The organism is Butyrivibrio sp. VCD2006, from assembly GCF_000423925.1.
Taxonomy (GTDB): domain Bacteria; phylum Bacillota; class Clostridia; order Lachnospirales; family Lachnospiraceae; genus Butyrivibrio.
This window is the reverse complement of sequence record NZ_AUIX01000001.1, coordinates 344265-366742: the sequence shown is the minus strand read 5'-3', so window position 1 is coordinate 366742 and position 22478 is coordinate 344265. Positions and strand designations below refer to the sequence as shown.

Annotated in this window: 20 protein-coding genes and 1 tRNA gene; all 21 read right to left on the bottom strand. The window is 40.6% G+C overall.

Features of this window, described 5'->3' with window-relative positions; genetic code table 11:
* Positions 1-590 precede the first annotated feature (590 nt).
* The 21 genes from G586_RS0101600 to glgB all read right to left on the bottom strand — a co-directional run bounded on the left by G586_RS0101600 (position 591) and on the right by glgB (position 22435).
* Positions 591-678 (bottom strand) — tRNA-Ser (locus tag G586_RS0101600).
* Positions 679-787: 109 nt separating this feature from the next.
* Positions 788-1339 carry a Fe-S-containing hydro-lyase gene (locus G586_RS0101595; protein WP_026526286.1) on the bottom strand — a complete coding sequence of 184 codons (552 nt, stop codon included), beginning with the start codon at positions 1337-1339 and terminating at the stop codon, positions 788-790.
* Positions 1340-1466: 127 nt separating this feature from the next.
* A complete protein-coding gene (locus G586_RS0101590; RefSeq protein WP_026526285.1) occupies positions 1467-2309 on the bottom strand; it encodes a fumarate hydratase in 843 nt (280 codons plus the stop codon).
* A 37-nt stretch (positions 2310-2346) separates the two neighbouring features.
* Positions 2347-2757, bottom strand: coding sequence for an HIT family protein (locus G586_RS0101585; RefSeq protein ID WP_026526284.1), 411 nt, complete (start codon positions 2755-2757; stop codon positions 2347-2349).
* Positions 2754-3500: a rhomboid family intramembrane serine protease gene (locus tag G586_RS0101580; protein WP_051204378.1), complete on the bottom strand. Its 747-nt coding sequence runs from the start codon at positions 3498-3500 to the stop codon at positions 2754-2756. Before G586_RS0101580 ends, G586_RS0101585 begins: the two co-directional genes overlap by 4 nt.
* Positions 3500-4501: an SCP2 sterol-binding domain-containing protein gene (locus G586_RS0101575; RefSeq protein WP_026526282.1), complete on the bottom strand. Its 1002-nt coding sequence runs from the start codon at positions 4499-4501 to the stop codon at positions 3500-3502. The genes G586_RS0101580 and G586_RS0101575 overlap by 1 nt, the downstream gene beginning before the upstream one ends.
* Before the next feature lie 138 nt (positions 4502-4639).
* Positions 4640-6031 (bottom strand): DUF6382 domain-containing protein, encoded by a 1392-nt coding sequence (locus G586_RS0101570; protein WP_026526281.1) that lies wholly within the window; start codon positions 6029-6031, stop codon positions 4640-4642.
* Between the two features lie 17 nt (positions 6032-6048).
* Positions 6049-6519 (bottom strand): hypothetical protein, encoded by a 471-nt coding sequence (locus G586_RS0101565; protein WP_026526280.1) that lies wholly within the window; start codon positions 6517-6519, stop codon positions 6049-6051.
* Complete coding sequence (locus G586_RS24465; protein WP_051204376.1) at positions 6506-6979, bottom strand: prepilin peptidase; 474 nt, start codon at positions 6977-6979, stop codon at positions 6506-6508. Before G586_RS24465 ends, G586_RS0101565 begins: the two co-directional genes overlap by 14 nt.
* 9 nt (positions 6980-6988) lie before the next feature.
* The gene (locus tag G586_RS24460) at positions 6989-7645 is read right to left on the bottom strand and encodes a hypothetical protein (protein ID WP_155834002.1); all 657 of its coding nucleotides are present in this window, start codon (positions 7643-7645) and stop codon (positions 6989-6991) included.
* A gap of 295 nt (positions 7646-7940) precedes the next feature.
* Positions 7941-9419: a DUF5702 domain-containing protein gene (locus G586_RS0101550; protein WP_155834001.1), complete on the bottom strand. Its 1479-nt coding sequence runs from the start codon at positions 9417-9419 to the stop codon at positions 7941-7943.
* Positions 9364-9606, bottom strand: a complete 243-nt coding sequence (locus tag G586_RS21330) for a Flp1 family type IVb pilin (protein ID WP_035772029.1) — start codon at positions 9604-9606, stop codon at positions 9364-9366. Before G586_RS21330 ends, G586_RS0101550 begins: the two co-directional genes overlap by 56 nt.
* Positions 9607-9663: 57 nt before the next feature.
* Entirely contained in the window at positions 9664-11148 is a 1485-nt protein-coding gene (locus G586_RS0101540) for an immunoglobulin-like domain-containing protein (RefSeq protein ID WP_026526277.1), read from the bottom strand.
* A gap of 11 nt (positions 11149-11159) precedes the next feature.
* Positions 11160-11924 (bottom strand): type II secretion system F family protein, encoded by a 765-nt coding sequence (locus G586_RS0101535; RefSeq protein WP_051204372.1) that lies wholly within the window; start codon positions 11922-11924, stop codon positions 11160-11162.
* Positions 11860-13077 (bottom strand): CpaF family protein, encoded by a 1218-nt coding sequence (locus G586_RS0101530; protein WP_026526275.1) that lies wholly within the window; start codon positions 13075-13077, stop codon positions 11860-11862. Before G586_RS0101530 ends, G586_RS0101535 begins: the two co-directional genes overlap by 65 nt.
* Positions 13078-13090: 13 nt before the next feature.
* Positions 13091-14053, bottom strand: coding sequence for a hypothetical protein (locus G586_RS0101525; RefSeq protein WP_026526274.1), 963 nt, complete (start codon positions 14051-14053; stop codon positions 13091-13093).
* Between the two features lie 13 nt (positions 14054-14066).
* Positions 14067-14498 (bottom strand): prepilin peptidase, encoded by a 432-nt coding sequence (locus G586_RS0101520; RefSeq protein WP_255346236.1) that lies wholly within the window; start codon positions 14496-14498, stop codon positions 14067-14069.
* A gap of 370 nt (positions 14499-14868) precedes the next feature.
* Complete coding sequence (locus G586_RS0101515; protein WP_026526272.1) at positions 14869-15345, bottom strand: flagellar export chaperone FliS; 477 nt, start codon at positions 15343-15345, stop codon at positions 14869-14871.
* 45 nt (positions 15346-15390) lie between these two features.
* Complete coding sequence (locus G586_RS24455; RefSeq protein ID WP_051204370.1) at positions 15391-17082, bottom strand: flagellin N-terminal helical domain-containing protein; 1692 nt, start codon at positions 17080-17082, stop codon at positions 15391-15393.
* 24 nt (positions 17083-17106) lie between these two features.
* A complete protein-coding gene (locus G586_RS0101505) occupies positions 17107-20265 on the bottom strand; it encodes a DUF6240 domain-containing protein (protein WP_026526271.1) in 3159 nt (1052 codons plus the stop codon).
* A 124-nt stretch (positions 20266-20389) separates the two neighbouring features.
* A complete protein-coding gene (gene glgB, locus G586_RS21320) occupies positions 20390-22435 on the bottom strand; it encodes a 1,4-alpha-glucan branching protein GlgB (protein ID WP_081674066.1) in 2046 nt (681 codons plus the stop codon).
* Between the last annotated feature and the right edge of the window lie 43 nt (positions 22436-22478).

The following is a 22478-nucleotide window of genomic DNA, read 5'->3' as shown; positions in this document are numbered from 1 at the left end:
ATCGTTCGTCTGACCAGAACTTAAGCTTGGCTTTTGTTCTGTCCGTTTTACCTTTAGTTAGGTTGTTTTGTTCTCTGAATATTCTTTTTGGAATTTTCAGGGTTGCATTACTATTTTATTGTCAAAGTGCTTTGTCTTGGCTTGTCAGCCGCAACTCTGATAGATTATCATGTTGTAAACTTTCTGTCAAGAACTTTTTTAAAAAGTTTTGTTCGCTTTGTTTAGTGAAGCTCTGATTCCTTCCGGTCAGTTGTCTGTCACTCGCAGCGAGCGAAAATAAATATATCACCAGGGTGTGTATGTGTCAATCACTTTTTTCAAAAAATTATTATTTTTTATAAAAGTTTTAAAATACCGCTTATTTATGCGGTTTTCTACAAGCCTGGCAAGTTGATATTCCTTATTATATTTAATCTCGCCCTCCATGTCACATAAAAATATTATGAATTCATCTTTATGTTTTTTTAAGAAACAATTTTTCATTTTAATCGGGAAGATCTTTATTGCATAAATATAGAAAATTTGGAAGATTAAACAGAAATCACACTATAAACAAAAATCCCCGGTAGTAAACTACCGGGGAAAGCTAACGGAGAAAGAGGGATTTGAACCCTCGCACCGCGTGAACGGTCTACACCCTTAGCAGGGGCGCCTCTTCAGCCACTTGAGTATTTCTCCATGCCTGAAACCTCTACCAAATGGTATTCGGTTGTCTGCGAATGATTTGAATTATCATTAGCGCAAGAGTTATTATACAAACTCACAAGCGCATTGTCAACACGTCTTTTTATTCTTTGCAAAACTCTTGTATAGCTGTCTCGTAAAGATTGTTTCCTTCTGAGTCTATTACTACAATTGCAGGGAAATTTTCAACGCGAAGTTTGCGTATAGCTTCTGTACCAAGATCATCATACGCCACAACCTCAGACTCTACTATTGCCTTTGACAAAAGTGCACCGGCTCCTCCAATAGCGGCCAGATAGACCGCTTTATTGCGGACTATGGCATCGATAACCTCTTTGGATCTTTTTCCTTTTCCTATCATTCCACGAAGACCCATATCCAAAAGCTCAGGCGCATACTTATCCATACGACTTGCTGTAGTAGGGCCAGCGGACCCAATAGGTCTGCCGTCCCGCGCTGGTGAAGGTCCCATATAATAGATAACGTTTCCTTCTATATTTATTGGAAGAGTCTCTCCCTTTTCAATGGTTTCCTTCATTCTTTTATGTGCAGCATCTCTGGCGGTATATATTACGCCTGTGATATACACCATATCTCCGCTGCGTAGTTCTTTAATTGTGTCCTTGTCGAATGGTGCTGTTATATTGTGTTCCATAAAAACCCTTTCGTCAGATGGTAAGCAGTCTGCCTATAGCAGAAGATTCATACGTATGATGATATTCTTTAAGACTTTTATAATGTGTTTCTTCTATATATAGTATCTGATTTTATAAAAAATGCATTTAAACCACAACACTTCGATGTCTGTTAACATGACAGCATATATTGACTGCAACAGGAAGTCCTGCTATATGAGTCGGATATGTATTGATATTAACAGCAAGTGCTGTGATACTTCCGCCAAGACCTCCTGGTCCTATTCCGGTTTTATTGATTCTATCAAGAACTTCCTCTTCCATTTCTTTTACATATTGGATATCTGAGTATTCACCAACTTTTCTGGTTAGGGCTTCCTTGGCCATAATTGCACACTTTTCAAAGGTGCCTCCTATACCCACGCCTACTACCATTGGAGGACAGGCATTTGGACCGGCTTCCTTAACGGCAGCTACGATTGCATCCTTTACCCCATTTATTCCATCAGCAGGCTTTAGCATATATATTTTGCTCATGTTCTCGCTTCCAAAACCTTTTGGTGCTATGGTTATTTCTACGTTTTCTCCGGGTACTATATTATAGTGAATAACTGCAGGTGTATTATCGCCGGTATTCTCTCTGATGAGAGGATCCTTTACTACTGATTTTCTGAGATATCCATCTATATATCCCTGTCTTACACCTTCATTTATGGCATCGGTAGCATCCCCGCCTTCAAGATGTACATCTTGACCGATGTTTACAAAAAATACAGCCATTCCTGTATCCTGACATATTGGGATATTCTCTTCTTTTGCAATCTTAAGGTTCTCCTGAAGCTGAGAAAATATCTTTCTTCCCAGCTCAGATTCTTCATTCTGTTCAGCTTTACATATAGCGTCCTTCATGTCTGGTGAAAGAGTATAGTTAGCGTCTATACACAGACCCTTGACTGCCTTTGTTATTTCAGATACGTCTATTGTTCTCATTTACTGCTTGAAATCTCCATACTTTATTGATATTTGATTAAAGCTTAATGCTTTCGCAGAGAGCCTTAAGTTCATCTGCTGAAGGGGATGTGGGATTCCAGAGAATATGCTGTCCGTCACCCTTGTATCTGGGAATAAGGTGGAGATGGAAATGAGGTACAGTCTGTCCTGCTGCCTCCTTATTATTCTGAACAACATTTAATCCGTCTGCGGAAAGCTTATCCACAAGATGTGCAGCAAGCTTTTTAGCAAGCTTCATAGCATCACCTGCTGTTTCCTCAGGAAGTTCGAAAAGATCAGCATAATGCTCTTTAGGCAAAATGAGACAGTGTCCCTTTGTTGCAGATCCATTGTCGAGTATTACATTAAACTTATCATCTTCATAAATTGAATTTGTCGGAAATTCTCCGTTTGCAAGTTTACAGAAAATGCAGTTTGAATCTTTCATAGCCACTCCTCCATTGTATATTCTTTTTTCATTATTAAAGTGATAATCAGCGTAAATAGTGCGCCTCCAAGAAGGCCACCTATATGTGCCGCATTATCAATATTATCTGCAGTAAAGCCACTGTATACGGAAAGAATTATCATGAACGCGAGTCTTATTATGAGATTTGATCCTCTTCGCAGATTTTTCCTTCCAAATAAAACTATTATTGCAACTGCTCCAATCACACCAAAAACAGCACCGCTTGCTCCTATTGAGGGAATGAATTCTCCGATGTGAAGGTCATATGCCGTGCTTAAAAGATTACCGGCTATTCCCGCAAAAAAGTATAGGATCAGATATGGAATATGTCCAATGTCATGTTCTGCATTAGCACCTACAAAAAAGAGTATCAGCATATTGCTGAACAGGTGCTCTAAATCAGCGTGCAGAAACATGGATGTGATAAGGCGGTACAATTCCCTTCCGGCTGCAACATATTCGCTTCTCTGCTCAAATTTTGAGACAAATGCATCACCGGCAATCTGGCTGTAGAGAAACGCAATTATCGTAATGATAATTATGGAAGTATTAACAAATGAACTCTTAAGGATTCCGGCTTGTGCTTTCCAATAGGCATCTACCGGATCTGTCTGATGTTCTTGCGTGATTTCTACTTCAATGCTCTCTTCTTCGATATTCTCCATTTCGGTTTCCCTGATCTTTTCGTTATCATCGTCTTTTCTGTCGATATCGTCAATCATTATTTAAATTCAAACAGCTGGTCCATTGTTCTCAGCAGTTTGAAATCCCCTTTCATTTTGAGGTTACCTTCCATAAATGCTCTCTGGAATGTGATCCTGCCTGAGACTATCTGCTCAAAGACTGAAGTGTTCATGGAAACATGAACGCTGCATCCCGGAGCCTCTCCGGGTTTGCACTCCATATCCTGATTATCTATTTTGACTGTAATATCTTTATCTTTTACCTGATCAAGAAGAGTTATCTGGTAAACAGCATGAATTCCGGGTACAGGCTTGAAGTTACTCTTAAGGCTCTTTATAAAGTCCTCGGCATGCTCCGCAGCATGATCCTTATCCATTTTGTCTCTGAAAATGCTGCTGAGTTCCTGTATGTCTTCCTTCTGCTTCTGAACAAACTCCTCATTGGAAACATAACGTGAAAGCTGCTCTGTCTCCTGAGGTGTAAGGTCTGTGATCTTCGTAATGGATACTCGGTTCTGAATAGCCTGATTACTGGTGGGAAGAGCTTCCATCTTTTGGTTCATGTTTCGATAGATGTTCTCTGCCTTTTTTTCAATATAATTCTGATAGCTCTCTGTTCTCTCAAAAGTGGAGGTGTCAGCGATATATCCGCACATGCCATCAAGCGGCACGCCGCCAAGTATCTCCCAGGCTGATGCAAGCTCCATCATTCCTTCGCGCTCACCATGGGTGGTGGACATGACAATGGGTGCCATATAGAGTCCGGAAATTTTTTCCTTATCTCCGTATAGCCAGCAGGCATCAAGAAACTGATGCATGTATCCTCCAAACCCAAACCATTCTACTGTTGAGGCAAGGATTACTCCATCTGCATTTTTAAGTGTTCCGGGAAGCGCAGTGATACCGTTTTTATGTTCAAAAAGATTGAACTGTTCTACCTGCACGTTGAGTTCTTTGAAAACTTCAGTCATCTTGGAAAGGACTGTAAGCGTAGGATCGTCTATGATTCCCCTGCCACCATAATAAATATTGATTTTCATACCACTCTCTCCCTGTAGCTATCATATTGAACCATATTCTCGCGAAATCCACACTTAGTGCGTATTTCTGATTGTACGCATAAGAATATATCCTATATTGTATCATAAATCACCGGAGCAAAACACCTTGAGGACTTATCATCTATAGGCATATACACACTTTCCGAAGGAAACTTCATCATTCTCAAAAAGCTCTACCTTCTCGTTGGGCATGAGCTTTCTGCCATTGACAAAGGTACCGTTGGTTGACCCCAAATCCTGAATCCAGAGCGTGTCCCGGCTCTTATCCATTCTGAAAATCTTTGCATGCATTCTGGAAACTGATTTATCTCTAATAACAGCATCAGCACAGGAAGCCAGTTTTCCGACTACAATAGGAAGGTTATAAAGTCCGATGTTTTCAAGGTTTGTATCCTCCTGCGCATAGAGCTTATGTGATTTACTGGAAAAATCAAAGCCAAGAAGCACGGTTTCTTCATTTCCTTCCTCGTCTTCATCCATGATCTCTGAAAAATCAATCGGTGCAGGCATGTTGGTTCTAACTGCTGCCACGGTCTCGTTATTTATGGCTTCTCTTGCAGTTTCTGTTTCCATTTTCTCAATGTCCGCACTTTTCTTTTTTCTTCCAAACACTTTATCATTTTTCCTTAATTGCATAATGAAGCAAGAAAGTGACATCATCACACAGATTATAAAAACTGCGATGTCCAGAATATTTTCTTCATATGTAAGGATATATGCATATCGAAGGTACCAGAGTATTCCGGCTATAGTTGCAAATAGTGCCGACATCAAGAAATTCCGGCCGACAGGAAGCTTTATCTTAACCTTTTTTTCTGAGATCTCGGAAGAGTCAGCAGCTTCCGCATCCTCGTCATCATCATAGTCATCCATATATCTCTCGGTGCTATTCCTGTTTTCATTCATGCTAATGCCTGTTTCATAGATGCCCCTTGACGTTTCGACCACAGGCTTTTCTTCAGTGGTGTACCCTTTGATGTCACTCTTTAGAGCTTTGTCCAAAATACAGAAATCAAGTCCCCTCTCATCGCATATTGATTCCGTAAGCTTCATGATAAATTTTGAACTTCTGTTATCCTCCATATCCACAAATTGCATGAGGTTTTCAAAAAAGCTCTGATCGATGGTCTTTTCGTGGACAGGATCGTAGATGAAGTAAAATTTCCCGGTTGAAAAGTCCTCATAAACCGTATCCGGACTGAGCAAAAGATGGCTTACATCAAGGAGATAATCCTCCAGATTTTTGGCAGTCTCTACCAGATCGCTTAGGAAGTTAACAAGCTTTTCATAAGGTATCTTTTTCCTGTCATATCTGTTTCTTATGCTCTGTCTTGAATCTATCTCATAGTAAAGATAGTAGCATTCATCCATGTTCCTGAGACTAAAGGGTAAAAGTCCGTCAATTCTGTTGTTTTCAAGCATCCTGTACTGGTACAGATTTTCATCATTCACATCTGCTTCCAATATAAGATAGTTATGTTTCGCATCTTTGTAATACTGTATGTCCATTCTCGTTAACCTTTCTTTTATCTTATGAATCCTGTTGCCAGGTCCTTTGCTCTTTTCATTCTTCTTAAAGTTGTAGCAGGCCTTAGCATTCTTACTCTTGCCGAAGCTTTTGAGCTCCATATGCTTGGCAGTCCGCTAAAGTATCCGCCAAGTGCATTGTGATGTGTTGTGGTTTTGCCTTCCACTCTTATGTCCTTTCCGCTCATTGTGGCTGTTATATCAGGCTTGTTGCTTCCAAAATATCTGCTTCCTGTAACCTCATCTGCGTGAGCTATGACATAGTCGTCAGGATTTGCGAATCCCTGCTTTTCATATAAAATTGACGCCCTGAATCCAAGAATATAAACGTCCTGCGTAAGAATGCATCTGCCATATACCATGAAGGATAAATAGATTATCAGCACGGTGCCAAAGATTGCCGCAGGAACCACCAGAGCTGCTTCGACTGTCATATATGCAGGGAGCTTGGTTTCTCTAGATAACTGCAAAGCTCATCACCCCCACTCCAACTGTCAGAAACGGGATAAATGCCATAGTACTTTTTCCGTTTACTTTCTTTAAAATCAAAAGAACAGCTCCCACAATAGCAGAGAGCGTAAATGAAATCAGAACAGCCAGCAGCATATCTTCCATTCCAAACAGCGGTCCCAGTGATAAGACCATAAGCCCGTCGCCAAGGCCTATTCCTTTCTTGGACATATATGCCACAGTCAAAAGCATCAGCCCCGGCAGCATCGACAATATCAGATCCCCCGGCTTTTCCATTCCTTTTATAAATAGGTAAAGGAAATATATTAGCGAGAGAAACATCTGCGCTGCAGGTATGGATATTGGAATCTTTTTTTCTCTTATATCCATAGCTGCCGCAATGAGCAGTATCATTAATGAAAAAATCCTGAATGCCATGCTAATAATCTCAGCATTATCAATCACTTCATAAAAATCCATAAATTCTCCTTATCTTGCACACTCGCTGCAGGGTGTTCTGCCAATCGCCTCAGAGATCGGTACAGTCTTTATTGTTCTCTTTATTCCTCCGCAGCTTCTGTTGCTGTGATATCTTGTTCCATAGTTTGTGATATATACCGTGTTTCCGGCTCTACTGCCGCAATACTCACATGGGTAATATTTTGATCCGTCAACGTTTCTTGCTGTTGTAATGTCCGCTTTTGATACCTGTCTTACTGAGAGTCTTAAGTGCGAGCAATCAAGACTTTTGTGGTATGCTGTCCCGTGCTCTGTGATGTATACGAGTTCTTCGGCGTTAGCAACGTTACCGCTACCTTCGTCCGGATCATAGCCTGTAAATGCGTGTCCATAGAATCTTCCTTCTAAAGAAAAGTCAGTGAAGGCCGCTATTCTAAAGAAGGGATGAGCCTTGTAGGTTGCGACTATATCCAATATGTCGCCATTGGAATAGAGAGTCGTTTCTGCAAGACTTAAGCCTTGAGCACCGTCGTTAATGACACTTTTGTCGAGATATTCCTCGCCAAGATAGCTCTTTACCATTCTTCCGGCAGTAACTGCATCTATTACGCCTGCTGCCGCACCTGCCACAGCTCCGCCATCATGCGTCCTGGCAAATGTTCTTACTGTAGCTTCATTTACCATCATTTCTCTTCCTGTCTGATGAATGGCTGCTTCCAAATCACACTGTAGTTTCAGGATGCTAAAGACGCCTAATAGATTAATAAAGAAGAATAGGTATATTGGGAGTATCAAAGAGGCTTCGACAGTAATAGAAGCAGCCAGCGACGGCCTTTTTCGTTTTGCCCGAAGAAGCAATTCCTTTACTATTATTTTTATTTTTGGGTCCTTCGAACGATTTTCCATTTTTTTCCTTAATCTTAATTGTTTATTATTTTCCATATATTTGGGTGAAAAAGGCCATCGCTGGCTACTTCTGTCATTAGTCAAACATTTCGTAGCCATAGGTGCGCTCAATTTGTATCCTCTTGCCGTAAGCTCCAATAATGTCAAAGTCTGCACTTAGTGTGTCTATACAACCATCAAGCTTAAATTCTGTATTCCCGGTAACCTTCCTTATGTTTATTTCGATTATGTCCATGAGTCTTCTGGTCTTCTTTTGCTTATTCTCCATAATAAGGAGCATCTTGAGGTAATCCTCATAGCTTAGACCGGAGCCTCCGCCTTCCTGAAGATGGTCTCTGAAATCCAGCATATTTTCCAATGAGAGGTTCCAACTAGCAGTATTCTTTATAAGAGGGACCTTTCCTCCACTAAGGAGAATTCTCAGATCAGATATTGTCTCCGCAAAGGTCCAGGCAAAAATGATTGCCATTTTTATTGCCTGCTCGAGTTCTGGAATTACAAGAAGTATTGAAGCTGTGAGAGCCAATGCTTCTGCCTCCTCAAGCTTGACGGGATCATTTATTATGTGGACAAAGTTTGCCGCTTCTTTTATAACGAACAGCTTCTCTACCACCTTCTTCAGGTTTTCATAGTCGCTGTCCTTTCCGGCATAGATGTATTCGAGTTCATATTTGAGATGAGAGTCTTCAATCTCATTCCCGTAACAGCCACACTTTTCATGAATATATTTTTCTAAAAGCATGTCAGGACCAACTCCTGTGCTCTCAGATTCATCAAGTCCAGTGCCTCTGCCTAGTTGTCTGTGCGAGGCGCATTTAGAGGAATCTATGGCGGCTGATGACAATTCATTTATGTCAGGGGCGGCCAGAGTAAGGATTCCTATACTCTTTTGGGCTGTGACACCTGCTGCCGGATTGTCTGCAAAATATGTTTCATTTTCACCGTTACCATCCAAGTCCAGATCTCTCGGTTCATTCAAATCTCGCTCACAACTTCTGGCATCCCGCTCCACGTTCATATCCGCAAATCCTGATTGCCTTAGTGTTTGTGCGTTGTCCTGTATCCCTCTTATAGCCGCTTCAACCGGATCAGATCCCATGTAAGAAAGGATCTGTCTTCTAAGAACAGCTCCGTTTCCATCAGTAGCAACAGAAAAGCCTGTTATATCGACAGAAGAGAGCGTAGCAGGTATCATGGTTGTCCTTCCTGTTAAAAGTCCCACCGGGGATTTCTCGAAGTTCTTTGAAAAGTATTCTTTTATGTGTTCTCTCGTATTTATTACGGAACCGCTTCCCGATCCATATGTGGTATCGATGAAAAGAAGCCCATATCTGTCAAAGAGTTCTCTGTTGTATTCTCCAAGGACCGAATTCATGGCTATATCCGTGACAAGCTCTGATTTCATTTTTACTGCCCCTGCTCTTGCACCCTGCAAGAGTGCAAGAATCAAGGAAAGAATAATCATTAATGACAGCGACAGATATACTGTTATGTAGGCATCAGCCTGTAACTCTCTGTGCGTCTGAATTGATGGTTCTAAAGATTTCTGTGACAAGATTGCCTATCTCCTCTTTAAATACAATTACCAGTCCAATGAGAACAACGATTATGAGGATTACCTCAACCGTGCCCATTCCGGATTCATCTTTAATAAGTTCCTTCATTCTGTTCTTTGCATCCATGGCAAAGCCCATTGTCCTTGCCTCGAGCATTTTCATTTTGTTTAAAATTGTTTCTTTCATTTTTCCTCCTTTATTTCAATGAAACATTTATCAGTAACACCTTTTGGTGATTACTTATTAGAACGACAGGTACGCAGGTACCATGATTACCACCATGACTATGAAAAGCATCATTACCATAGGAACAAGCAGCTTTGTGCCTGCTTCTTCTCCAAGCTTCCTAGCATAGGACATTCTTTCCATGGTGGCTTTATCCGACTCCTCTCTTAAGAGAGTCATCATTTCTGAATTTCCTTTTTTAAGATTCTGAGCTAAAAGCGTTACAAGCCTGGCATATTGCTGAGAGCCACATCTTGCTCCGAGTCTTTCATAGACATTGATTTCCGGAACTCCGCTCTCAAGCTCATGGCAGCTTTTAACTATTTCTTCATATAAAAAGCTGCGCTTTCCGCCTTCACTCACTCGGACCTTATATTCATCAGAGAACCTTGAAAATATGGCTCTCACTGACATTCCGCTTCCCATGTAGAGAACCAGTCTCGATACAAATGCGGGATATTCGAGTATCATTTGCTTCCTTCTGTATTCGACTTTCTTATTAAGCTCTTTGTCTCCTGCTATAAAAACTGAAGCCGCTGCGATTAGGGACATAATAAGTAGCATTATGCTGTTTTCATCTGTGACTTCCTTCCAGAAAACCCTTATTCCTTCTGTGTTTGAAGGAAGAGAAAATCTGTCATTAGTCCTTGTTGTCTCCTCGATATCTCTTATGCTTGCTTCAAGTTCTCTGCTTAAAATCTCATCCTCCGAAAAGTTTCTTGGAATAACAGTAATGTCATATTTTTGCTCGTATTTTAGTGTTCTATATTTCAAGGTGGCTTTAAGCATCACTTTTGTGCTCTCAAAAAATATGTCATCATTAGCCACTTCTCCACTTGAGCTAAGAACATCTATGTTGTCCGACTTCCAGGAAATCTCGAATGGATATCCCTTTATTCTTGTCGGAAGCTCAAGGTCACTTTTAACGTGATTAAGATCCTTATTTTCTGAGAGGATTATCTTGGAAAGGTCCTCCTGCATTTTTAAGAAAAGCTCATTTGCCTCTACCTCTGAGTATTCCGTCTCGGAAATTGAAACGTCGAAATCGCCTAGCTTTTCACCGTTTTCATCCGTCGCAACGAGCTTTGCCCGTTTTTCGCCTTTTCCATAATCTTCTCTGATAAGTTCTCCGTTTTTTGTCAGGGAGTTTTTTCTTACAGCCGAGTAGCAGGATAAAAGAGAAAGCATTGATCCGAGAACAATTATTATCAGGACTATGCTTATCTTCTTTATGTAATAAGCATTTAGTGATTTATTTATGTCAGCTTCCGAGTCGAGCCTTTGAAGATTTTCTCTGACGTTTCGTCTCCCTGGGGATTTTAGAAACAGCCTGTTTTTCTTAATAAACCTTCTATATACATAGGCTGCTGTTTTCATAAACAGTTTCTCAATTCCTTCGGGGACACTCCCTCCTGCTGCCGGCAATCTTTCATCCAGAGAAATAAGTACAAGAAGCCCGATAAAAACGATGATCACAATGTATAACACGATTAATATCTTCATTCTTCCTCCCATCAGATTTCTATATCCACTATCTTTTGAGTCATGACATATGCAGTAATATATATGGCAAGACAGACTGTCATAACCGCTATTCCCAGGGGATTACCGTATAGAGCATCAAAAAAACCAGGATTGGTTATTCCTATATAGGTCATGATTCCAAAGGGAACGACCTCCATTATCTGTGCTTCCATTCGCTTGGCTGCGATAAGAATGTCTATCTCATTTTCAACATCCATTCTTTTTCCTATAACGTCGATACATCTTTCTATTGTTTCCGTCATGTTTCCACCGCTCCTTTTGGCAACGGCAAACACTCCGGCAAACTCTTCAATGTCCTTGTTATTGCTGCGTTTTCCAAGCTCACGAATCATGGATTCTATAGTTACGCTGTTTTTTGTTCCCTGCTCGATCCTTTGTAGTTCTTTGCAGATGGCCGATTTATTTCCATAGAGGATGCGCATATCATGTATTGCTTCCGAAAATGAATTTTCTATTGAGTAGCCTGCTTTCTGGGCCGCAAGCACTGCCAGCATGGCATCCTTGAACTGGATTCCAAGATCATGATTGTCCTTTTTGATTTTTCTTTCTTTTTGGATTACGAACCAGGGAATTCCTAGTGGAAACATCAGAATTGATGCAATGAAGCTGCCATAAAACAGTTTTCCTATAGCAGCTAGAATAAGCAGATTTCTTCCTATAAGAGGTATATCAAAAGCTGAAACATTTAGGGCTAATGCCCGCTGCTTCCAACTTTGATACGTTTTCCAGTTCATTTTCACACCTCCATTCTCCATATATGCGGCCATTTTCATCTGTTCCTTCCTCATAAAACTTGAAGAGAGGTTTGATCTCAATTTCACCGGTCGCGTGATCTATTTTCCCCGTGAGTTCACATACCTCAAGCACTTTTCTTGATCTGTCCCTAAGTCTTCCAAGCTGAACAATAATGTCTATTCCTGATGCAATCTGCCCTCTGACAGCTGCAAGAGGGAGATCCATGCCCATTAGGAACATGGTTTCCAATCTTGAAAGCATGTCTTTTGCTGAGTTGGCATGTCCTGTCGACATTGATATGTGACCTGTATTCATCGCCTGCAGCATGTCTACACACTCATCACCTCTGACCTCTCCCACCACAATTCTGTCCGGGCGCATTCTGAGAGAGGACTTTATGAGATCCCTTATGGTTATCTCCTTGCAGCCTTCAACATTAGAATTTCTGGTCTCCATCCTTACAATGTTGGGGATGTGCTTTATCTGTAATTCCGCGTTGTCTTCAATGGTGATAACTCTTTGATCCTCAGGAATGCTGTCAGAAAGTGCGTTTAAAAATGTTGTCTTTCCGGATCCCGTTCCTCCTGAAACAAAGATGTTATACCCGGCCTTAACCAGAGCTTGCAGAAATTCTGCGAGCTCTTTTTTAATTGATCCTATGCTTATTAGTTTGTCTATTGTTATGGGATTGTCCGGGAACCTTCTGATAGTAAGGATTGGACCGTTAAGAGCCACTGGGGCGAGAACAACATTTACACGAGAACCGTTTTCAAGTCTGGCATCAACTATCGGTGATGCTTCATTTACTACTCTGTTGCATTTACTGACTATCTGTTGTATTACATCCTCCAATTTCTGGAGTGACTCAAATTTCATTTCATGTCTGTATAATCTCCCGTTTTTCTCAACAAATATGTGATCTGTTCCGTTTACCATGATCTCGGTTATTCCGGGATCGTCTACCAGAAGCTGAAGCACATCCAGCTTCCTTATTGAATAAAATAGCTCTTTTCTTAGCTGAACTTTTTCTTCCAGAGAAAGCTGTTCTTTTTTACAAAAGCGAACTATTCCTTTATCTATCCTTTCGAGCATTTCATCGTCGTCGACGTCTCTTGAAAAGTCCATTCCTTCAAGAATCTGCTCGCGGATCATTGCCTTTAGTTCCTCATGTACCAAGGACTTCACCTCCTATCCTGTTTATCTGATGGAGATTTTTCATTTCGAAGTCTTCATCTCTTTGCAGTTCATTTATAAAGAGCTCAATTCTCATGTGTGCATTGTAATCATCATTCGAAAGCATATATATTTCATCGCACATATGAAGCATTTCAAATAATTCCCGCACTCCTTCTGCAATATCCACCACAAGGCAGGCGTATTTTCCTGTATCTTCTATCTGCTTTAGAAGGTTTCCATATTCCTTTGCGGTTATAAGTCTGCTTTGGCAGCCATTTGAAGCAGCGGGAATGAAATCCAGCTCTTTGTCATGCTTTACGATTCTCTCCAGATAAATACCAAATTTATCATCAGCGCACTCGGCAAAATACATAAGATCTAAAAGTGTCTCTTCATACTCGTCTTTTCTAAGGAGATCATGTGTGCAAAAGCTGTCTGTATTAATATATAAAGTCTTTTCCTTTTCCGTATTTCGTCTTGCAAAACCAATTGCTTCTCTTGTCTGGTCGCTATTTAATACAGGTGTATAGAATCCTATAACCTTCATTTTTCTCTGAGTTTCACACTTTTTATCTCTTAAAATAATGCCGGGTATATCAAGGCACATGCTAAGTATGCTGTCAGTTATGTTTTCGCTTCTCTGATACTTATCCGTGTATCTTATATCTGCGTCCTTATAACCGTAATGGGTTTCATTTTCTGCAAGCACTTTATCGTTTTCTCTTAGTACAAGTATATGTTTGAAGCCACATAGATTTACGCTGTCAAAGATTGACTGTGATATAAGGAGAAGTATGTTTTTGCTTTCATCAATAAATGCTGAAAGCCTCTCTGCATCCGTGATTTCAAATATATCAAATGGAATGCTTAGGTTGTCTCTTATGAAGCTGTCCAGCTTTTTGCAGTAATTCTTGTCTTTGTCACATATTATCAAAATATTTTTATTCATCATGTTTACCTCTTATTTATGAACATATTAGACCGCCACACCCTGTCACCAGCAAAACGCTTATCATGATTGGAAGGGCAAAATGGATGGTACATTTTAGTTCCTTTTTTGCGATCACTTTGAAAATTCCAAAAGCTGCTGCTATAAAAAATGCTATTAGAACCGAGCTTATTATCTCTGCTGATGTCATGAACATCGAAATTGTTGCAAAGAGCTTTAAGTCTCCTCCTCCGATCCCCCGGATCAGATAAACCGGAAGAAGAAAAAGTAATGTAAGACACGCTTTTCCTATCGGAAGAAAAATCATTTCATGCATCCCACTGTCAGTAAGGCAAATAATGAATTTCGCCATACATCCGAGGAGAAGCCATCCGTTAAATATCTTGTTTTTCAATATATCTGTAATTGCCGATCCGGAGACCAGGCAGTACAAAACTGGTATTGTCATATTGCGTACCATGTTACCTTTCTGTGAGAATAATAAACATGCCGGTGTACATGCGATTGCATTGGGATATCCAATAAGAACGGGGAGAGACGAACGCCAGCACCGGCACATCTATGTTTTTTGTTCTGATTCCGTCGCCAGCCACTCGCAGCGGCGACGGTGACGATATTATCACCGAAAACTCCAGGATGCAATACCGGTTTCCTCGTGAAACGAACATTCGAATTTTTCCTTAAGAAAAAATTAATTTCGCCCGCTTGGCACACAAAAAGCCGTGCAGACAATTCATAATTTTGTCTGCGCGGCAAATGTTATTAATTATAGTAGAAAAAATTCTCCAAAAATGATTTATTAAATTTTCTTTAATTTCTTAAGCCATATATCCTCTGGACATAAAATTCTCAGCAATACTCTCCTCTAAGCGCCCTTTTCCGTATGTGAGACCGGCATAGACTTTTGGTACATTCATCATAAGTGCCTCTTCATTGTTTTTTGTTTCAAGCTGAAGATATGCCTCATGTAATCTTTCAAAGGTCTTTTTTACATGAATAAGCTCTTCACTACTTATTCTTGCAGACGCCTTAATAATCTGTTTTTTCTCAAAGAGATATAACGCAAGTAGATTCTTGCCAAGCTCATATTTGATATTCAGAGAATGAATGAGCTCATCAATACAGCTTGTGGCTCTTGAGAGGCTGTTAGTAAAGCCCTTTTCATCCTGTAATTCCAATGAATCCTCAGCTTCACAGATGTAGTCAAGTACCATCTCATAGAGAATTGTTATCATCTGAGTCTTATTCGCCATGGTGATTCTTCTTGTATATCCACGGATTTTTTCCTTAGTCATGGTCATTCCCTCTTAAAATGCTTGCACTCTCAGTATCAAAGATCTTTACTGAAGAAGCTGAAGTATCTGCTGAGGTCTTTCATTTGCCTGAGCCAGCATACTTGTGCCTGCCTGCGAAAGAACCTGCTGGGTAGAGTATATTGTCATCTCATCTGCCATATCCACATCCATTATTCTTGAATATGCAGAGGTCATGTTCTCGCTTGTCATGTTTGTATTGCTAATTGTGTGATCAAGTCTATTCTGATATGCACCAAGTCTGCTTCGGATGTCGGACACCTTCTGGATGGCTTTGCTGATATCTTCAATTGCCTGATCTGCTCCGGTGTACTTGCCGTAATTTCCTTTTTCCAGCGCACCTTTAAGGATACCGTCGAGCTTTATTCCTGCCTGATAGCTGGAAAGAGTGCTATCGTTTAATGTTATATCTATTTCATATTGCCAGTTCTCGGTAATAAAGTTTTCGTTATCATATTTTGTGAGCTTATCAAGTGCTGAGTATGGATTTCCAACCTCATCAACTCCCTGATCTATTTCGTCTATGGCATTTACCTTAGTCATATAACGTTCAGTCCACAATCCCAGTATCATGTTTTCTTTTTCATCGTCAGTGCGCTGATCATCCTGTCTTATACTCTTCACTTTAGCTACCAGGTCACTATCCACATGGTCATATGTTCCATTCTGAATCTCAGCTTTTGTATATTGCGCAAAATCATAGAGACAGGTTCTGCAGTTCATAATCTTGGTCCATTCTGCCTGGGCAAATGACTCATCAGGAAGGACATGTGTGTCATCGGTTGTTATCGCATTCAGATTATCTGCCACATCATCCTTAATGGTTCTCGTGAAATCAACATACTCTATTCCAAGATTTGAAAGTGTGACCTTTGGAATTCTGATATCCAGAGTCTGTCCTTCGTTCGCACCCACCTGCATTGTCATGGCACCTTTACCTGTAAGTTCCATGTCAATCCTCTCGCCGTTAAGATCCTGATTTACTTTTATTTCAATTTCTTTGCCGTCACTAGTTGATATCCTGATAAGATCTCCATCAGCGACAACATCTGCCTGATACATGTATTTTTCGTCTTCTGTCTCTCTTCCCTGTGAAAAGCTGACCTTTGTTACGTTGGTCTTAAGTGTATCTACTTTATAGCCATTTTCATCAAGAAGAGTGATCTTACCTGTCTTTGAGTTATAATCGCAATGTATATCCTCAATATAGTAATTTCCGCCTCCTACAAAATCGCTATAGCTATTTACTGTGATTTCAGGATCTGTTACATCATTTATCGTGCAGTATCCTCTGTTGTCAAAGGTGCCATCAAGAAGAGTCTGCCCGTTAAACTGAGTAGCCTCCGCTATTCTGGTAATCTCATCCTTAAGCTGTATGATTTCGTCCTGGATAATGCCAAGATCGGTCTCACTATTGGTTCCGTTTGCTGCCTGGATAGCCAGCTCACTCATTCTCTGTAAAATGTCATGAACCTCTGAAAGTGTACCGTCAGCTGTCTGAATCACAGAAACACCGTCTCCTGAATTTCCAACTGCTACTCCGAGACTTTTTATCTGCGCATTCATACGTCTTGATATTGCAAGGCCGGACGGATTGTCCTTGGCGTTTGCAATTTTGAGACCACTTGATAATCTTTCGATTGACTCCGCAAGCTTGTTGTCGTTCGCAACAAGTGCATTGTTCGCGATCATTGCTGAAATATTGTAGTTAACCTGCATGATGACCTCCGATTCTGTATATGCCTATACTGAGTGTACAAAAACTTCTGCCATCCTTAGCAATGTGCGATTTTCGAAAATTCCATTTTCCGATCCTGCTATTGCAGATCCTGCTTCCTGCCTGCGATAGAAGATTCCGATATTTGTACTGTCTGTTACTAATGTGGGCTCTGCTTCCTTTAGCCCGTTTATAAATCTATCTCTTACTTCTGTCATATATTCAGCCAGATCCCCTGACTGGTGGTAAGCCGACGCAAGTGCTCCTTTGACAGTATTGTCATCAATTGTCATAGCCATTGATATGTGTCCGTAATACTTAGTTTCAACCTCTGCCTCGACTTTTCTTCCATCAAGTGCTGTTTCTCTAAGAGTCACATGCATTGCTACTGTTCTGCCATCGACCTCAACCGGTATTTCAAAGCTCTGCTGCCTGGCCATTTTTGTTGCAACTGTGAGCTGCTTCTGCATCAGGTGAATAGTTCTCACATCTATATATGAATCAGTTTCAGTCATTAATATCTCGTCAAGATCCGATGAAAGCTTAAGCATTTTTTCCACATAAACGTCTTCATAGTTATCCTCGTCTATGAGATCTTCAATCATTTCCTGCTTCGTTTCTTTAAATGCAAGCTTTGCTATCTTTTCTGCCTGCTCCCAGATAGATGTTTCTTTTCCCTTTCTTCCTGACTTTAAGTTTAAGTATGCTTGGACCGTTTCAATATTTGCTTCAAGATTGTATTCCGTAAGTTCCTTTGAGAGTTCCGGAGAAATCTGACCCTGTGCTGCTTTTCTAAGTTCTGATGCTCTTTCTCCGTAATATTTTTCTTCGGTTTCAATACTTTCTTTGGACTCTTCTGCCTCCATTAACCTTTCTGCCAGTTCATCCAAGAGCATGTCATCAGTCGGTGCGGCCTTATGTAGCTTATCCGGTTCAAGATTTTCATATACGGTATCTGCCTTCTCGCTGTAGTAAATGAAGGCACTTTCTATCTGAGAGGAAATAGATTTTGTTGCACTACCCTTTGCTTCAAGTCCTCCAAAGCTGTTATCTATCTTGAAATCTATTCCCTTCTTTTCTGTCCTTGTGGTTCTTACCGCTGATAGGAGATTCTCTATTGTCATTGCTGCTCCGGTTTCCAGAACAGCTCCTATTGCTGCGTTATCAGTGACCTTTAAAGTATTGAAAAGCCTGTAAATTCCAATGAAAGATTCCTTCTCCTCAGAAGTTATTTCGGCATTCTTTTCAAGTTTATAAAGGAATTTCGAGTACTTTTCTTCTTGCTTTGAAGGGTTCCTGTCCTGTCCCGAAAGCTCATTTGACAGCTCATCCAGCGTCATTTTAAGAGGGTTATGTCCTGCTCTTATCATGTTAAGGACAGCCCCCGGCTTAAGCTTATTTATTGTGTTCATAAGCTTTTCATCCATTACTCTGACACGTTCTATATTTTCTTCGGATATCTCCATCCGGTTGTAACCAAGGATTCGTACTACTCTTCTGTTTTCTTCATTTATCTCCTGACCTGCATTCTTTAGGAGTTCATCAACATTCCTGAAAGCCTTCTTTATGTTATCTCCAAGATCTGCTCTTACCTCAGTGCCGACAGCTTCATAGGTTGCACCGGCTTTATCGTAGCGGAGCTTCAAAGCCTTCGCATCGTCATAGATAGCTAAAAAGCTCTCTTTCATGGAAAGATCATGTCTTCCTATAACTGCTGCAGGGAGGGTTCTGAATTCAGATACTTTTGTGGTTGTCTCTTCAAACAGTTTGTATTTTGCTGTGTCGACCTCTCCGAAAAGATCTGCGCTTATAGATTGTATTTCATTGTTCAGAGCTTCTATTACTTTTGTTATAGGCTCTGTCTCCAGCCTGAAGCCTTTATCAAGAAGTCTTATGTTTGCTGTCACTGTCATTGAAAGTCTAATTTCTTCAAGCTGTTTTCTGGCTTCCAGCGCTTCTATCTTTTGCTCCGGTGTTAATTCTTTTAAGTCCGCAGTATTTGTGTCAGTTACTTTTTCGTTTCGTAATTTTACGCTGCCTGTCTTTTCAGTATTTTGAAGACCTGATCGCTCTTGTGTATTTATCTTTTCAGTAGCTTCGCTAAGATTCTTAATGTTTAATTCCTTCGATTCCGAAACTACCTGTTCTATAGCTTTCGATCCGATATGATCGACTTTTTCTGCAATATCTATTGCTTCATTAATGATGTTTTTCTGATCTTGAACAAGTCCTTTTCCTGCACCGTTTTTATTTGCAATGGACATAGTCGCAGATTTTACGATTTCTTCCATAGACATAGGAAGCGGTAAATTCTTAAGTTCATCGACCTTCTGAAGGTTCTCCCTTGTAAGAGGTATCGATTCTTCAATCATCCATTTTGCTTCATCGAGAATATTTTTTTCTGTAGGGTCAAAGCCGGCGTCACTTATTATTCTCTTGGCCTGATCCTCAACTGCTGACCACTCCAGCTTATCGGCCTTTTGTGCATAATAGCCTTCTGTCTCAAGTGTTATGAATGCTCCGCTTCTGTGATTCTGTCCATTTGTCGCATGCTCAGCAAGATAAATGTTCTCCATAGTAGGAGGCAGCTCATTAAGTGTCAAATATTTGACAGCGCCATCACTGATAGTAGTAATGTCCTTTAAGTTATCCATTACTACCTTAGTATCTGTAACATTTTCTTCTGTAATAGGGATATCATTTTCGTGAAAAGCTGAGATTATCTCATTTGCAAAAGAGGTACTTCCTGTTATTTTTGCAAGTTTGTCTGAAGAAATATCGTCTGTATAGCCAATTATCTCTGTTCCTGACATGGCGAGAGTAGCTTTAATCTTATCAAGGATCGTAACTGTTTCCGCTGGATCCATGTCACTAAAATCAAAGCCTTCAGCTGATGCTCTCGCAAAATCCTCTGAGGACATATTGTTGGCCATAACCGACATATAATTATGACGAATCGCAGCATCCGTATTCTGCGCTTCCGCCATGATATCATTTTTAGTTTTACCTGCCTTTGATAAAGCCTGATCATTCATAAGGCTTCCGGCAAGATCTACTGCCACAGCACTCTTTGGCCCGGCTTCTTTTGTATTTGTCAGTGAAAAACTGACTCCTGCTTCCATGCTAATTCTTGTTTTTTCTATATCGGATTCCATTCCATTTATAGCATTAAAATTCACGTTCATGCATTTCTCCGATTTTATAAAGTATTCCGCCTGCATTTTTTAAGCAAACGAAAAAAGGTGACAAACACTCTTTGTGTCTATCACCTTTTATTTCGGAATATTTATCTTAATTCTTTATGCTGTGTTATTTTGTCTTTTTTGCCGCAGGCTTCTTTGCAGCCTTTGTTGCAGTTTTCTTCTCGGTAATCTTATTTGAAGTCTTTGCCTCAGTTTTCTTTTCTACAGGCTTCTCCTCTGCAGTCTTCTTAACTACCTTCTTGGCTTCAGGATTCTGGAATACAAACATCTCTGCTCCGTAAGGAGGAAGCGTCATCATTATGCTGTAATCCTTGTAATCACAAAGCCCGGGTTCTGCCTTGATGCTATCGGGTATCGATGAACCACATCCGGCATATTTTTTATCTGCGCTATCAAGAATATGTTTATAAGTGCCTTCAAAAGGAACTCCAACCTTGTAATCCCTTACTTCCATTGGTGTAAAGTTGATTACAAAAAGAATATTATCCTTTCCATTGGCTGCTCTTCTGTAAAAGCTGTAAATACTGTGGTCGGCGTCATCTGCGTTAATCCATTCGAAGCCGCCCCAGTCATTATCTACTTCATAAAGCGCAGGATATTTTCTATATGCCTCGAGAAGATCTCTTACGAAATCCTTCATTCCTCTGTTAAGGTCTTCCTGCAGAAGGAACCAGTCGAGTTCTCTCTTCTCACTCCATTCACGCTCCTGACCGAAGTCCTGCCCCATGAACAGAAGCTTTTTACCGCTGTGTCCGAACATGAATGTATAGCCGGCACGAAGATTAGCATATTTATCAACCTTATATCCGGGCATCTTCTCTACCATTGAGCACTTAAGATGAACTACTTCATCATGTGACAGCGGAAGAATATAATTCTCTGCATTGTTGTAGCTCATGGCAAATGTCATCATGTGATGAGCACCTTTTCTGAAATACGGATCAAGCTTCATGTATTCGCAAAAATCATGCATCCATCCCATATTCCACTTAAAGCTGAAATTGAGTCCATCGTCCTCAACAGGTGCTGTTATCTTAGGCCATGCAGTAGATTCCTCTGCGATCATCATGACATCGGGGTATGTTCCTCTTACAACACTATTTAAGTGTTTGAAGAATTCAATGGCCTCATAGTTTTTATTTCCGCCATCCTTATTAGGAACCCACTGTCCATCGCGCTTACCATAATCCAGATAAAGCATTGATGCAACAGCATCTACACGCAGTCCATCTACATGGAACTCTTTTATCCAGAATAATGCATTAGCTATAAGGAAGTTCTTAACTTCATTTTTACCAAGGTTAAATATCTTGGTGCCCCAGTCGGGATGCTCTCCCTTTCTCGGATCCGGATCCTCATAAATACATTGTCCGTCAAAGCAGCTAAGGCCGAATTCATCAGGGCAGAAGTGAGCAGGTACCCAGTCAAGAATTACACCTATGTTATTCTTGTGCAATAGATTGATGAGGTACATGAAATCAGTAGGCTCACCATAACGTGCAGTAGGTGCATAATATCCTGTAACCTGATAGCCCCATGAGCCGTCAAAAGGATGCTCTGCAATTCCGATCAGCTCAATGTGTGTATACTTCATCTCACGAAGATACTCTACAATACGATCTGCGAATTCACGATAGCTGTAAAAGCCATCCTCAGTGCCGTCGGGATGCTTCATCCATGAACCGATGTGGCATTCATAAATAGCGACAGGCTCTCTGTTTAGATCCTTGCCCTTTTTGTTCTCATACCATTTTTCATCGCTCCACTTAAACTTAGACAGATCTGTTGTCCTTGAAGCATTTCCGGGACGCAGCTCTGCATAATTAGCATATGGATCTGCCTTATATAATTTCTTTCCATCGGGAGTATATATCAGATATTTATATAGCTCACCTGTTCCAACACCGGGAATGAAAAGCTGATAGATTCCCATATTGCCGGTCTTCTCCATGGGATACATGCTTTCATCCCATCCGTTGAATGAGCCGATGACATGAACCGCTGCGGCATTAGGTGCCCAAACAGCAAAGAACATGCCCTTTACACCATTTTCTTCAGAGACATGCGCCCCCAGTTTTTTGTAAATATCATAGTGAGTTCCCTGTCCAAACAAGTACTCATCTGCATCTGAAATGAAAACAGTCTGCCCCATATTTAATCCCCTTTTAGAAAATTTTTAAGTAAAAACATTATAG

Bases quoted from the DNA above. Each gene is read 5' to 3' on its own strand.
- G586_RS24460 (WP_155834002.1), bottom strand. From the start codon at position 7,645: ATGATGGTAAATGAAGCTACAGTAAGAACATTTGCCAGGACGCATGAT.
- G586_RS0101520 (WP_255346236.1), bottom strand. From the start codon at position 14,498: ATGACAATACCAGTTTTGTACTGCCTGGTCTCCGGATCGGCAATTACA.
- G586_RS0101540 (WP_026526277.1), bottom strand. From the start codon at position 11,148: ATGAAGATATTAATCGTGTTATACATTGTGATCATCGTTTTTATCGGG.
- G586_RS0101590 (WP_026526285.1), bottom strand. From the start codon at position 2,309: ATGAGAACAATAGACGTATCTGAAATAACAAAGGCAGTCAAGGGTCTG.
- G586_RS0101595 (WP_026526286.1), bottom strand. From the start codon at position 1,339: ATGGAACACAATATAACAGCACCATTCGACAAGGACACAATTAAAGAA.
- glgB (WP_081674066.1), bottom strand. From the start codon at position 22,435: ATGGGGCAGACTGTTTTCATTTCAGATGCAGATGAGTACTTGTTTGGA.
- G586_RS24465 (WP_051204376.1), bottom strand. From the start codon at position 6,979: ATGGATTTTTATGAAGTGATTGATAATGCTGAGATTATTAGCATGGCA.
- G586_RS0101535 (WP_051204372.1), bottom strand. From the start codon at position 11,924: ATGAACTGGAAAACGTATCAAAGTTGGAAGCAGCGGGCATTAGCCCTA.
- G586_RS0101505 (WP_026526271.1), bottom strand. From the start codon at position 20,265: ATGAACGTGAATTTTAATGCTATAAATGGAATGGAATCCGATATAGAA.
- G586_RS0101515 (WP_026526272.1), bottom strand. From the start codon at position 15,345: ATGACTAAGGAAAAAATCCGTGGATATACAAGAAGAATCACCATGGCG.
- G586_RS0101585 (WP_026526284.1), bottom strand. From the start codon at position 2,757: ATGAAAGATTCAAACTGCATTTTCTGTAAACTTGCAAACGGAGAATTT.
- G586_RS0101575 (WP_026526282.1), bottom strand. From the start codon at position 4,501: ATGAAAATCAATATTTATTATGGTGGCAGGGGAATCATAGACGATCCT.
- G586_RS24455 (WP_051204370.1), bottom strand. From the start codon at position 17,082: ATGCAGGTTAACTACAATATTTCAGCAATGATCGCGAACAATGCACTT.
- G586_RS0101570 (WP_026526281.1), bottom strand. From the start codon at position 6,031: ATGGACATACAGTATTACAAAGATGCGAAACATAACTATCTTATATTG.
- G586_RS0101580 (WP_051204378.1), bottom strand. From the start codon at position 3,500: ATGATTGACGATATCGACAGAAAAGACGATGATAACGAAAAGATCAGG.
- G586_RS0101530 (WP_026526275.1), bottom strand. From the start codon at position 13,077: ATGATCCGCGAGCAGATTCTTGAAGGAATGGACTTTTCAAGAGACGTC.
- G586_RS21330 (WP_035772029.1), bottom strand. From the start codon at position 9,606: ATGAAAGAAACAATTTTAAACAAAATGAAAATGCTCGAGGCAAGGACA.
- G586_RS0101525 (WP_026526274.1), bottom strand. From the start codon at position 14,053: ATGATGAATAAAAATATTTTGATAATATGTGACAAAGACAAGAATTAC.